This window comes from Mycolicibacterium sp. MU0050, assembly GCF_963378085.1.
Taxonomy (GTDB): domain Bacteria; phylum Actinomycetota; class Actinomycetes; order Mycobacteriales; family Mycobacteriaceae; genus Mycobacterium; species Mycobacterium wendilense.
In genome coordinates, this window is record NZ_OY726395.1 from 2,442,597 (window position 1) to 2,455,024 (window position 12,428).

Consider the following 12,428-nt stretch of genomic DNA (forward strand, 5'->3'; position numbering starts at 1 on the left):
TCAACCCTGCGCCGCGCGCCACTTGTCCAGCATGCGGCGGTCCCGTTTGGTGGGTCGCCCGGCGCCCCGGTCGCGCGCGGCGACCGGGATGGCCGCGGCCGGCGGCGGGGCGGGGCTGCGGTCGAGGTAGCAGGTCGACGCGTCGGCCGCCCCGACGCGTTTCTGGATCACCCGTACCACTTCGACGATCCGTGTCCGGGTGCCCACCAGCGCGCGGACCTCGTCGCCGGGGGAAACCATGGTCGAGGGTTTGGCGGGACGGTTGTTGACCCGTACGTGCCCGCCGCGGCACGCCGCCGCGGCATCGGGGCGGGTCTTGGTCAGCCGCACCGCCCACAGCCAGCGATCAACACGGGTCGACTCCATGCCACCCATCATGGACCGTCGGTGCGGCGGTCAGCCAAGTTGGGCGACCGTGAAGGCCGCGGCCTCCTGGAGCATGCCGTTCACCGGGTACAACGTGTGCTCGAGTGTCGGGATCCCGCCGGGGTTGCCATTGCAGATGGAGTCGCCGGGCGCACACAGATCGATAGTCTTCGCTTCGTACAACGGGCCGACGGTCAGCCTCGGGGCGTCGTAGCGCGCCAGCCACTCGTTGGAGGGCTTACCCAGCAACACCACGGCGGCCACGTGCTCGGCCACCGAGTCCGGCAGGGGATTGGGGAGGTAGGACAGGTATTCGTCGGGGATGCCGTCGGGGATCTCGTTGGCGGTCACGAAGCCGGCCAGCACCGCGCCCTGCGAGTATCCGCCCAGCACGATCCGGGTGTCAGGACAGGCCGCCGCGGTGGCCTCGATGTGGGCCCCGGCGTCCTTGATGCCGTCGACGACGGTCTGGGCGAATGCGATGCGGTTGGCGAAGTCGCTGCTGGCGGGGTAGTTGACCGGATACACCGCGACCGTGCGGTCGCCGGCCTGGGCGCGCAGCGCGTCGACGAAGGCCTGCCCGGTCATTCCGGGGCCGGGGGGTTCGGTGGTGCCGCGGGCGAAGACCACTTCGATGTCGGGGCACGGCGGCGCCGGGGCCGGAGCCGGCGCAGGCGGCGGCACAGGCTCGGCCGACGCCACCGGCACGACGGTGCCCATCGTCACGGTCCCCGCGGTCAGCAACGCGGCGGCGACGAACCGGACGGCCTGACGAACGTTCACGGGCGGACTCCTTCGGATGCGCAGCTCGGATACCTGGGTCGGCGGGGCGGAAGCAAGAAGGCAGTACCCATGGTGTTGCGGCTTCAAACGGTCGTCAAGAACGGCTGCTCGGCGGGCGTGTCCCGCGCGGGCTCGGATGTCCGAACCAGGTGGTGAGGCGGCGCTCGAGTGCGCGTTGGTCGACGGGTCGGTCGCAGCCCGCCCACACCACGTGACCGTCGGGCCGCAACAGCACGGCCGGTGGGTCCAGCTCCGGGCTGTCGGCGACGACGTGATCGACGCGATCAGCCCACGGCGCAACCGAGAGCCGCCCCGACCGGTCCAGGAGGAGTCCCCGCCCGCGGTGCATGAGCGAGTACAGGCGGCCGCGGTCACCCACGGGCAGGTCGCGCAGCCGCCGGCCGATCAAGGGGTGCTCGTCGCCGAGCTCGTAGCGAACGTCGATGGCGGTGATTTTTCCGATCAGCCGGCGGTTGACTTCTCCGATGTCCATCAGCTCGGCGATCAGCCGGCGCACCGCCTGCGGTCCGGCGTCGGTGGACATCAGTTCCATCTGCGCCCGGGTGTTGTTGAGCACCTCGCCCGCCACCGGGTGGCGTTCGCGGTGGTAGGTGTCCAGCAATTCTGTTGGCGCCCAACCTTTCACCTGTGCTGCCAGCTTCCAGCCGAGATTGACGGCATCCTGGATGCCGAGGTTGAGGCCCTGCCCGCCGGGGGGCGGATGGATGTGGGCGGCGTCGCCGGCCAGCAGCGCCCGCCCGACGCGATAGCGCTCGGCCAAACGGGTGGCGTCGCCGAACCGCGACAGCCACCGCGGGGAGTGCACGCCGAAGTCGGTTCCGGCGACCGCATGCAGCTGGGCCCGGAATTCGTCCAGCGACGGCGCGGCGCCGTCCGGGCTCACCGCGGCGGCGGGGGCCACCATCCGATACGTGCCGTCGCCGAGGGGCATTGCGCCGAAACGTAATTGGGTTCGGCGGACCTCGGCTGTCACCGCGGCGATCTCGGCCGGGTCCGCGGTGGCTGCCAGCTCACCGAGCAGCGTTTCGGTCTTGGCCGGCTCCCCGGGGAACGCCACGCCCAGCTGTTTGCGCACGGTGCTGCGACCTCCGTCGGCGCCCACCAGGTAGCGGGCCCGCAGCGCCGGGCCGTCGGCCACCTCGACGCTGACACCGGTGTCGTCCTGGGTCACGGCAACCACCTCGGTGCCGCGGCGGATCTCGGCGCCCAATTCGGCGGCCCGCTCAGCCAACAGCCGGTCGACGACGGGTTGAGGTATTCCCAGGACGTAGCCGTGCGCCGTGTCCAGGTCGGTCGGGGCGGGTTTGTCGATGCCGGCGAAAAACCCGCGCAGCGGATGGGGCGTGCCGAGCGCCAGGAATCGTTCGAGGATGCCCCGCTGGTCCAACAGCTCGATGCTGCGCACATGTAGTCCCAGCGCACGGACGAAACTCCCGGGTCGGCGGTCCCTTTCGAGCACGAGCACCCGGACCCCGTTCAGCCGCAGCTCGCCGGCCAGCATCATGCCGGTCGGTCCGCCGCCGACGACGATCACGTCAAAATTCATCCGCATCCCCCTACGTCTGTGAGAGTCGTTGTACTCCAATGGTTCTGGAGCCAGGAGCGATGATTCTGCAGCATCCCCCGGGTCTTGCCGCAAGCCCCGGGGTGCGCTATATGTTGAAGGTGAGGCGGTGACGCGGGGCTCTGCGGCAGCGTCGGATCGGCCTCACGTCAGTGGCGGCGATGCAGCCGGCCGCCCATTCGCAGCCAGCGCACCCGGCCGGTCTCATCCCGTACGAAATCGGAGCGGTTGTGCAGTGAGTTGCCGGCCCGGTCCTGGTGCAGGACGTGGTCGTCTCGGTAGAACCCCAGATGGGTCGGCGTGTGCGGCTCCGCGGCGACGGGTTCGCCGGCCGGGGACAACACCCGATGACGCAACCGACCGGCGTCGGCGGTGAGCAGGGTGTCGGTGCGGGTGAGCGTGCCGTCCTCGCCGATCTCTTCGCTGGTGTAGCGGCCTTCGTAGTCGGCCAACTGGCCCGGCGTCAGGTCCCGCACCCGGGCGGGCAGATTGTGCAGGCCGGCGAAACGCTGTAGCGCCCAGTCGTCGTACATGATGTCGGCGATCAGCCGATCTCCGCCGTCGGAATTGGTCAGCAGGGTCAGGGCGAAGTCGCGGTCCGGCACGAAATAGAACCCGGACTGCTGACCGGGCCACGCGCCGCCGTGCATGATCACCGGTACGCCCTCGGCGGTCGGTCGCAGGTGCCAGGTCACCCCCGTGCCGTCGACCTCGACGGTCAGGGTGCCGCTCGGCCCGGGCTCCGACCGCATGGCCAGCAGCGAGTCGGTGGTCAGCAGGGTCCGCCCCTGCGGGTCGGTGCCGTCGCCGAGGTGGAAGCGCGCGTAGCGGAGCTGGTCGCGGGCGGTGGAGATGAGGCCACCGGTGGGGTGCAGCGACCGGGGCATGTCCCAGGCCTGCCGGTTCAGCACGGCCTGCCCGTCGACGACGTGGTGGGAGGCGGTGCTGGGCACGGCGCGCAGCTCGTCGGCGAAGAAGCCGCTGTGTTCGAGCCCCAGCGGATCCAGGACCAGCTCGCGCACCGCCTGTTCGTAGCCGAGGCCGGTGACCTTCTCGATGACGTGGCCGGCCATTGTGACGGCCGCGTTGTTGTAGGCGAACGTGGTGCCCGGCGGTGTCAGTTGCGGCAGCGTCGCGATCCCGGCGGTGTATCTCGCCAGCGCGTCGTCGCCCGGTCCGAAGTCTTCGTAGTAGTCGCCGCGCCAACCGGCGGAGTGGTTGAGCAACTGACGCACGGTGACGCGGTCGGCCACCTCGGCGTCGGCGGTGCGGAAATCGGGTAGGTAGGTCCGGACCCGCTCGTCGAGGACCATCTCACCGGAATCGACCAGGCGCATCAACGCGGTGCCGGTGAACGTCTTGGTGGTCGAGCCCACGCGAAACAGGGTGTCCGGGGTGACGGGCTCGGGCTGCTCGATGTCGGTGACACCGAATCCCCGCAGATGCTCGCGGCCACGGTGCCATACGCCGACGGCGACCCCCGGAACCGCGTAGGCGGCCATCAGCTCTTCGATCTTCGCGTCGAGCTCGGCGAACAGTTCGTCCTCAGGTGCCGACGCGGTGCGGCCACACCCCGCCGTTGTCGCGGTGCCGGCGAACAACGCCGCCGCCAGACCGCCGGCGGCGCCCCGCAGCACGGATCGGCGGGACAATTGCCTCTGGCGGTAGGCGTCACCGCAATCGCGTTGCACGGCTTCACGTTTCCTTGTGTGCGCGTCAATTTCCCTGAGCGCGCCCACCATAGCAATGACCGTGCCCCTGCGGTGCGGATCGCCAAACTCGACCGACGTGGTCGCCGGGTGCCCTCATGGAGCGACGAAATCGCCTGCTTCCCAGGGGGTGAGGCGGTGTCCGGGTCCGAAAACGACGACCGCCGCGGGCGAGTAGCAACGGGGCTACTCGACCACGGCGGTGTCGACGACGGTGCGTCAGGCGGTGGCGTCGAGGATCTTGATGGCGAAGACCAACGAGTCGCCGGGCTGGATTCCGGCTCCGGGCTGCCCCTCGGGATAGCCGTCGGCGGAGGTCATCGCGACGCCGACGGTGGATCCCACCGTCTGCCCGGCGATGGCCTTCTGGAAGCCGGGGATGACACCGCCCAGCGGGAAGTCGATCGGCGCACCTTGTTCGTAGGTGCTGTCGAACACCGAGCCGTCGCGGCCGTTGACGCCCATGTAGCAGACCAGGACGGTGGCGGTGTCGGACACCACCGGGCCGTCGCCGGCCTGCAGCGTCTGCACCTGGGTCTCGGTCACGCTGAACGGCGCCTCGACGGTTACCGCTGGCGCCGAGGACTCGGTGGCGCCGGTGACCGCGACGCTGCCCGTGGACCCGGACAGGTTCCAGTCGGGTGTCACGCCGTCAGCCGGTGCGGTGGTGGGGCACTCGCTGGCCGCGACCGTGGTCTCGGAAACGGTGGTCGTGATGGACTCGGCGGCCGGGGCGGTGGTGGTCGTCGCGGCGGCGTCGGTGTCGGTGTCGGAGGAGCCGCAGGCGCTCAGCGTCAGGGCGACCATCGCGGCACCGGCCACGAGCGTGAAGGAGGAGGGTATGCGAGAGGAATTCACGCCTGTCACGCTACAGAGGCCGGTCCCGCCGGGGGACAGACCCCGCGAACACCCGGCCGGATCGGACGGATTTACCCGGCCGTCCGCGCGCCGCGAGCCGCCCGGACCGGGAGCCGGATCAGTCCCGCTGCTTTTGGTCGGGGCTGGGTTCGGCGATGTCGGGGGCGACCTCACGAGTCGCCATTCCACCCTTGCCGCCCTGATCGGTCGGTCCCGGGGCCGGCGGTTCCTGCCCGGGCTGGGGGCCGGAGCCGGTGTCATCCTTGTGTTTACCCATGGGTGCCTCCTTCGAAGGCCAGCGGTACCCGCTGTGGCGTACCTCTAAACATCGAATCTTGCGGCCCGCAGGACGCCGCTGACACCTTGAAACACCCAGGCGCACAACCAATATCGCCAAATACTTGATAGTTTCAAAATGGCGCGCCACACTCGGGAGAATGGCTGAGGCCCCCGATGTGACCAGCATGTTGCGGGCGGCCGGACTTCGGGTCACCCGCCCCCGGCTCGCGGTGATGGTTGCTGTGAGCGAGCATCCTCATGCCGAGACCGACACCATCATCCGCGCGACCCGTAGTCGCCTGCCGGAGGTATCGCACCAGACCGTGTACGACGCGCTCAACGCGCTGACCGCCGCCGGACTGGTCCGCCGGATTCAGCCCAACGGCTCGCTGGCCCGGTACGAGACCCGGGTGGGGGACAACCACCACCACGTGGTGTGCCGCTCCTGCGGCGCGATCGTCGACGTCGATTGTGCCGTCGGCGACACGCCCTGTCTGACCGCCGCCGACGACGGTTCCCTGGCCGGGTTCGCCATCGACGAAGCCGAGGTCATCTATTGGGGATTTTGTCCCACCTGCACCACCGCACGAGAAGTTCCCGACCGCAGCCCCACCACCCCCGATGAAAGGTAAGAACGTGTCCGACACCTCTGATGCCCGCCCGCCGCACTCCGATACCAAGACCGCCAGCCGCAGCGAGAGCGAGAACCCGGCGGTTCCGTCTCCCAAGCCGAAAGCCCATGCACCGCTGAAGAACCAGGACTGGTGGCCCAACCAGGTCGACGTCTCGGTGCTGCACGCCCAGACCGAGAAGGCCAACCCGTTGGGGGCGGACTTCAACTACCGCGAACAGGTCAAGAGCCTCGACGCCGAGGCACTCAAACGCGACCTCGTCGAGTTGATGACCACCTCCCAGGACTGGTGGCCGGCCGACTGGGGTCACTACGGCGGCCTGTTCATCCGGATGAGCTGGCACTCGGCGGGCACCTACCGCATTCACGACGGCCGCGGCGGCGGCGGCCAGGGCGCGCAGCGGTTCGCGCCGATCAACAGCTGGCCGGACAACGTCAGCCTGGACAAGGCGCGCCGGCTGCTGTGGCCGATCAAGCAGAAGTACGGCAACAAGCTGTCCTGGGCCGACCTGATCGTGCTGGCGGGCAACGTCGCCCTGGAGTCCATGGGCTTCAAGACCGCCGGCTTCGCCTTCGGCCGCGAGGACATCTGGGAGCCGGAGGAAACCCTGTGGGGCTTCGAGGACACCTGGCTGGGTACCGACAAGCGGTACACCGGTGAACGGGAACTCGATGAGCCGTACGGCGCCACCACGATGGGCCTGATCTACGTCAACCCCGAAGGGCCCGAGGGCGAACCGGATTTCATGGCGGCCGCCAAGGACATCCGCGAGACCTTCGGCCGGATGGCGATGAACGACGAGGAGACCGCCGCCCTGATCGTCGGCGGCCACACCTTCGGCAAGACCCACGGCGCCGGCGATGCCGACCTGCTCGGCCCCGAGCCGGAAGGCGCGCCCATCGAGCAGCAGGGACTGGGCTGGAAGAGCGCCTACGGCTCCGGCAAGGGCGCCGACACCATCACCAGCGGTCTGGAGGTGATCTGGACCCACACTCCGACCAAGTGGGACAACAGCTTCCTGGAGATCCTGTACAGCAATGAGTGGGAGCTGACCAAGAGCCCCGCCGGCGCTTGGCAGTGGAAGCCGAAGGACAACGGCTGGGCCAACTCGGTGCCCGAGCCGCACGGCCCCGGCAAGACGCATCCGTCGATGCTGACCACGGATCTTTCGCTGCGCTTCGACCCGATCTACGGCGAGATCACCAAGCGCTGGCTCGATCACCCCGAGGAGTTGGCCGAGGCGTTCGCCAAGGCGTGGTTCAAGCTGTTGCACCGCGACATGGGCCCGGTGTCGCGTTACGTGGGTCCGTGGGTGCCGCAGGAAACCTACGTGTGGCAGGACCCGGTGCCGGCGGTCGATCATCCGCTGGTCGACGACCAGGACATCGCGACGCTGAAGAGCTCGGTCCTGGAATCGGACCTCTCGGTGTCCCAGCTGATCAAGACGGCATGGGCGTCGGCGGCCAGCTTCCGGGGCACCGACAAGCGCGGCGGTGCCAACGGGGCGCGCATCCGGCTTGAGCCGCAACGCAATTGGGAGGTCAATGAGCCCTCCGAGCTGGCCCGAGTGCTCGCCGGGCTCGAGCAGATCCAACAGGACTTCAACAGCTCGGCCTCGGGCGGGAAGAAGATCTCGTTGGCGGATCTGATCGTGCTGGCCGGCTCGGCCGCGGTCGAGAAGGCGGCCAAGGACGCCGGCTTCGAGATCGAGGTGCACTTCGCACCGGGACGCACCGACGCCACACCGGAGCAGACCGATGTCGAGTCGTTCGCGGTCCTCGAACCGCGGGCCGACGGGTTCCGCAACTATCTGCGTCCAGGCGAGAAAACGCAGGTGGAGCGGCTGCTGGTGGACCGCGCCTACATGCTGAACCTGACCGCACCGGAACTGACGGTGCTGATCGGCGGGCTGCGGGCGCTCGGCACCAACCATGGCGGCAGCCGCCACGGCGTGTTCACCGACCGTCCCGGAGTGTTGACCAACGACTTCTTCGTCAACCTGCTCGACATGAACACGGAGTGGAAGGGCTCCACGGCGGAGAACGTCTACGAGGGCGTCGACCGCGCGACGGGTCAGACGAAGTGGACCGCCACCGCCAACGACCTGGTCTTCGGTTCGCACTCCCAACTGCGCGCCCTGGCCGAGGTCTACGCGCAGGACGACAACAAGGGGAAGTTCGTCGAGGACTTCGTCGCGGCCTGGGTCAAGGTGATGAACAACGACCGCTTCGATCTGGACTGAGCGCGTCGGGGCCCGGTGCGCCGTCGCCGGGCCCCGACGGCTTTCCGCCGACACGTCGCGGGTGGCGGATGTGTGCGACGATGCTGCTACCCAACCGAGAGGACCGTCGGGTTCATGACCAACAGGCACCCCCTGGCGCTGGCCGCCGTCGCGGGGCTGACGGCCGTCGGCATCACCCTGGGTGTGGCCGGGCCGGCGGCCGCCGATCCCGTTCCGCCACCGCCGCCGGGCGACCCGGCAACCCCGCCACCGGGTGACCCGCTCGCGGCCCCGCCGCTGCCCCCGGGACCGCCGCCGGTGCCGGAGATGGCGAACCCCGGTTACGGGTCCAACGGTCAATTCGGCTCGGGGCCGCTGGGCACGCTGCGGGATCTGTGGCATCAGGCCCGCAATCCCTACTACCTGATGGACGATCCGGCTCAGCTTCCCGGTGGTGGCGCACCGCCGCCGCCCGGAGCGGGCCCGGCGCCGGCCTTGCCGCCGGGGTTCGTGTCGATGAACGCGCCGGGTTCGGAGACCGAATCGACGGCCGCGGCCCCGAACACCGGCGGTCCGCCGTTGCCGGAGGGCTACTACCCGATCGACGGGCCGCCGCCGCCGGGATACGAGTACGTGCAGCCCGGGCCACCGCAACCCGCGCCGTAACGCTGACCTTCAGCGGGCGTCGTCCGTACGTCCGCCGGGATCGGCGGCGCGCAGGCGAACGGGCCCCCGCCACGGCAGGTCCGGGTCGAGAACCCGGTCGCCCTGGGTGACCGTGAGCTCGCCGGCTTTGGCCAGGCGTCGGGCAATGTCGCGAGCGTCGTCCATCAGCTCGCGCCAGGTGTCGCCGCCGACGGCCCGCGCCGCATCGGAGGGGCAGGTGCTGCCGTCAGGCCCGCGGTGTTCGGCCAGTGCGCGCATCGCCGACTCGAGGCGCCGCAGTGGCGCACCCGTCCCGAGCGCGATGTCGGCGTCGGACGCGGCGGGTCCACCGGCGGAGCTGGCCTTCCGCAGTTCCGCGCGCAGCTGTTCGCTCACGTCATCCTCCCTAACGGTGGCCGAGTGCCTCGAGCGTGAGGTCCACGGTCTCCGCGATCGCGTCGTTGTACGGTCCGGCCTCGGGTTGATCGTCGCGGGAGCGGGTCAGCACCACCATGATCACCCGCTGGCCGGCCGGGCCGATGAGAAGCCCGGCGTCGTTGGTGGTGCCGTAATCGCCGGCCCCGGTCTTGTCGGCACTGGTCCAGCCGGGCGGAAGAGCGGCACGAAAACGCTTGCCGGCGGTGATGTTCGACCGCATCCAGGTCAGCAGCCGTTCGCGTGCGGTGTCGGACAGCGCCGTTCCGGTGAGCACCTCCCGATAGCCAATGCCCAGCGCGCGCGGTGTCGTCGTGTCGCGCAGGTCCCCGGGCAGGGCCGCGTTGAGCTCGGTTTCCCACCGGTCCAGCCGAGTCTGGTCGTCGCCGACGCTGCGCGCGAACTCGGTGATCGCAGAAGGTCCACCGATGGTCCGCAGCAGCAGATTGCCCGCGGTGTTGTCGGACTCGATGAGCGCAGCGGCGCACAACTCGGCGAGCGACATCGCCTGGCCCACCTTGGTACCGGTCACCGGGGCGTGCGTGACGATGTCGGACTCGGTGACCGGCACCGGGGTGTCGAGTTGCAGGCGGTCCTGGTCGGCGAGTTGCAGGACGCGTGCGGCCGCATAGGTCTTGAACGTGGAACACATCGCGAAGCGGTCATCGGCGCCGTGAGCCAGCGATGTCCCGGAGCCCAGATCCACGGCGTACATGCCGATACGGGCACCGTGACGGTCCTCGATCCCGGCGAGGTCGAGGCGGTCAGCGGGCTGGGAGGGCGGGAGGGCACCGGCGGGGCGGCAGCCCGCCAGCACCGCCACGGCGGCCAAGCCGACGAGGGCCTGGCGGCGCGTCAGTGGTGTGGTCATAGGTGTAGCGAACCATGGCAATCCGTTTCGCGGCCAGGTGCGGGCCCGGGTGTCGTGAAGACGCAGCGCCGCGTCAATCGCCGGGTGAGGCGCACATCTTGCGAAGCAGTCCGGCCAGGGTGCTGACCGCGCTGGCGCCGTGGCTGGTCCAGTCGATCCGCGGCCGCGGCCAAACGGACGAGGAGAGAGCGCGCAGGGAGTCGATTCTCGGGACCCCTGCGGCGGGCGCCGCACCGATCGTTGCGGGCGAGGTATTCGCATCGCCGTCGCGCGCGCTCCCGGTCAGTGAGGTCACCACGGCGGTGGGTCGGGCGGTGTGGCTGCCCGCCGCCGTAAGCCTTCCGATATCGTTTTCAGGCGATCTACATCACAGGGAGGAAAATTCATGGAGCCAGCGCAGGAACTGACAGCTGGGCAAAAGGTAAAGATGGGCCTTCAGGCTGCAGGTGCGTTCGCTCGCAATCCCAAGGCTTTGGTCGCTCTGGTGCGGTATCAACTCGCCCAGCGCAAGCAGGCCAAGTCCGGCCCCGTGCAGCAGCCCGACACCACTCCGACTGAGCCCACGCCGGAGGCGTAGCAGGTCGGAACGACAGCGACCCCTCCTGCCGAGGCGGGAAGGGTCGCTGTCGTATTTCGGGTCAGTAGTTCTGGCAGCTGTAGGCGACCGCGTTGATCGTCGAGGCGTACCCGTTCAGCTGGGGGTAGGCCTGCAGCTGGGCGATCGAGGCGCGGCGCTCATCGGGTCCGGCGGCCAGCAGGTTCTGAATCCAGCCGGTGGCCAGCATGCTGCTCTCAAGCTCGGCGGCCGTCTCGGGCGAGGTCGCCCGCAGCGCGTTCATCACCTGGGGATAGGTGCAGGTCGAGTTCACGATCGCCTCCACATCCGGCTGCGCCGACGCGGCGCCCGCGCCGAACAGCGCTGCGGCAGTCGTCACTCCGGCCATGAGCATGATCTTGGTCTTCATCTATGTCCACCTTCTACAGCAGGGTTTACGCGCGCCGGCGCCTCGAAGGGCCGTCAAACACGCTAACAGCACCGAAGGCCCCGAGGTTTCACTGATTCGCCGGGCCGACGTTGGTCGCACAGTAGGTCTTCGGCCGCCACGCGGAAATCGTTACGAGATTCCAGCGGTGTAACGGGGCTGTTGCGGGTAACCCCCGGTTGAGCTGGGGTGTTGCAGGGCGCCCCGCCGCTGACCGCGACGGGAGAACATCGAGATGTGGGCACGAACTGAGGACGGACGCGGTGGGTGGCACTGAACGGTCCGCGTGGGACCCCGCGTTCACCGAGCAGGTCGTCCAGCGGTTGGGGCCGGCGGTGCGCGGGTGGTTTCGCACCGAGGTCCGCGGCATCGAGCGGATCCCGGCCACCGGACCGGCGCTGCTGGTCGCCAACCACTCCGGGGGGATGGCCACCCCCGACGTACTGGTGCTCGCGCCCGCCTTCTACCGGCATTTCGGCTACGACCGACCGTTGCACACCCTGGCGCATTACGGCGTGTTGATGGGTCCGCTGTCGTTGGTCATGAACCGGCTGGGGGTCATCGAGGCCAACCCCGAGAACGCGGTCGTCGCGCTGGACTCCGGCGCGCTGGTGCTGGTGTTCCCGGGCGGGGACTATGACGCCTATCGGCCCACCTCGACCGCCAACGTCATCGACTTCAACGGCCGCACCGGATACGTCAGGACCGCCGTTCAGGCGGGGGTTCCGCTGGTACCCATCGTTTCTATCGGCGCCCAGGAAACCCAGTGGTTCCTGTCCCGCGGGCACCGGCTGGCGAAGCTGCTGCGGCTGACCAAGTTCCGTCTCGACATCGTGCCCATCAGCATCGGGTGGCCGTTCGGACTCAGCGTGTTCTTCCCGCCGAACGTCCCCTTGCCGTCGAAGATCGTGATGGAGGTGCTCGACCCCATCGACATTGTCGCCGACTTCGGCGACGACCCCGACGTCGACGAGGTGGACGCGCATGTGCGCTCGGTGATGCAGCGGTCGCTGGACCGGCTGGCCGTCGAGCGCCGGTTCCCGGTGCTGGGCTGACCTTTT

At 69.3% G+C, this 12,428-nt stretch carries 14 protein-coding genes; 5 read left to right on the forward strand and 9 right to left on the reverse strand.

The annotated features are described in order from the left end of the window. From R2K23_RS11425 to R2K23_RS11450, 6 genes are all read right to left on the reverse strand, one after another. Entirely contained in the window at positions 1 to 366 is a 366-nt protein-coding gene (locus R2K23_RS11425) for an RNA-binding S4 domain-containing protein (RefSeq protein WP_316516752.1), read from the reverse strand. Between the two features lie 30 nt (positions 367 to 396). Further along, the gene (locus tag R2K23_RS11430) at positions 397 to 1,149 is read right to left on the reverse strand and encodes a cutinase family protein (protein ID WP_396893451.1); all 753 of its coding nucleotides are present in this window, start codon (positions 1,147 to 1,149) and stop codon (positions 397 to 399) included. 94 nt (positions 1,150 to 1,243) lie between these two features. Then, positions 1,244 to 2,716: a rifampin monooxygenase gene (gene rox / locus R2K23_RS11435; RefSeq protein ID WP_316516754.1), complete on the reverse strand. Its 1,473-nt coding sequence runs from the start codon at positions 2,714 to 2,716 to the stop codon at positions 1,244 to 1,246. A gap of 167 nt (positions 2,717 to 2,883) precedes the next feature. Continuing rightward, the gene (locus R2K23_RS11440; RefSeq protein ID WP_316516756.1) at positions 2,884 to 4,425 is read right to left on the reverse strand and encodes a serine hydrolase domain-containing protein; all 1,542 of its coding nucleotides are present in this window, start codon (positions 4,423 to 4,425) and stop codon (positions 2,884 to 2,886) included. A gap of 237 nt (positions 4,426 to 4,662) precedes the next feature. Then, positions 4,663 to 5,286, reverse strand: a complete 624-nt coding sequence (locus R2K23_RS11445; RefSeq protein WP_316517216.1) for an FKBP-type peptidyl-prolyl cis-trans isomerase — start codon at positions 5,284 to 5,286, stop codon at positions 4,663 to 4,665. Positions 5,287 to 5,419: 133 nt separating this feature from the next. After that, positions 5,420 to 5,578: a hypothetical protein gene (locus tag R2K23_RS11450; RefSeq protein WP_316516758.1), complete on the reverse strand. Its 159-nt coding sequence runs from the start codon at positions 5,576 to 5,578 to the stop codon at positions 5,420 to 5,422. 160 nt (positions 5,579 to 5,738) lie between these two features. Here R2K23_RS11450 and R2K23_RS11455 point away from each other — a divergent pair, with 160 nt between their 5' ends. The 3 genes from R2K23_RS11455 (at position 5,739) to R2K23_RS11465 (ending at position 9,099) form a co-directional block, all read left to right on the forward strand. After that, positions 5,739 to 6,212: a Fur family transcriptional regulator gene (locus R2K23_RS11455; RefSeq protein WP_316516759.1), complete on the forward strand. Its 474-nt coding sequence runs from the start codon at positions 5,739 to 5,741 to the stop codon at positions 6,210 to 6,212. Further along, positions 6,202 to 8,454 carry a catalase/peroxidase HPI gene (gene katG, locus R2K23_RS11460; protein ID WP_316516762.1) on the forward strand — a complete coding sequence of 751 codons (2,253 nt, stop codon included), beginning with the start codon at positions 6,202 to 6,204 and terminating at the stop codon, positions 8,452 to 8,454. The genes R2K23_RS11455 and katG overlap by 11 nt, the downstream gene beginning before the upstream one ends. A gap of 114 nt (positions 8,455 to 8,568) precedes the next feature. Then, complete coding sequence (locus tag R2K23_RS11465) at positions 8,569 to 9,099, forward strand: hypothetical protein (RefSeq protein ID WP_316516763.1); 531 nt, start codon at positions 8,569 to 8,571, stop codon at positions 9,097 to 9,099. Positions 9,100 to 9,108: 9 nt separating this feature from the next. Here the strand turns inward: R2K23_RS11465 and R2K23_RS11470 are convergent, their stop codons facing one another. Continuing rightward, positions 9,109 to 9,474, reverse strand: a complete 366-nt coding sequence (locus R2K23_RS11470; RefSeq protein ID WP_316516764.1) for a DUF3253 domain-containing protein — start codon at positions 9,472 to 9,474, stop codon at positions 9,109 to 9,111. Positions 9,475 to 9,484: 10 nt separating this feature from the next. Then, positions 9,485 to 10,384, reverse strand: coding sequence for a class A beta-lactamase (gene bla, locus R2K23_RS11475; RefSeq protein ID WP_316516765.1), 900 nt, complete (start codon positions 10,382 to 10,384; stop codon positions 9,485 to 9,487). 385 nt (positions 10,385 to 10,769) lie between these two features. Between bla and R2K23_RS11480 the strand changes: the two genes are divergently transcribed. Beyond that, entirely contained in the window at positions 10,770 to 10,961 is a 192-nt protein-coding gene (locus tag R2K23_RS11480; protein ID WP_316516766.1) for a hypothetical protein, read from the forward strand. A gap of 61 nt (positions 10,962 to 11,022) precedes the next feature. Here the strand turns inward: R2K23_RS11480 and R2K23_RS11485 are convergent, their stop codons facing one another. Then, positions 11,023 to 11,349: a hemophore-related protein gene (locus R2K23_RS11485; RefSeq protein ID WP_316516767.1), complete on the reverse strand. Its 327-nt coding sequence runs from the start codon at positions 11,347 to 11,349 to the stop codon at positions 11,023 to 11,025. A 281-nt stretch (positions 11,350 to 11,630) separates the two neighbouring features. Here R2K23_RS11485 and R2K23_RS11490 point away from each other — a divergent pair, with 281 nt between their 5' ends. Next, positions 11,631 to 12,422 (forward strand): lysophospholipid acyltransferase family protein, encoded by a 792-nt coding sequence (locus tag R2K23_RS11490; protein WP_316516768.1) that lies wholly within the window; start codon positions 11,631 to 11,633, stop codon positions 12,420 to 12,422. Positions 12,423 to 12,428 lie beyond the last annotated feature (6 nt).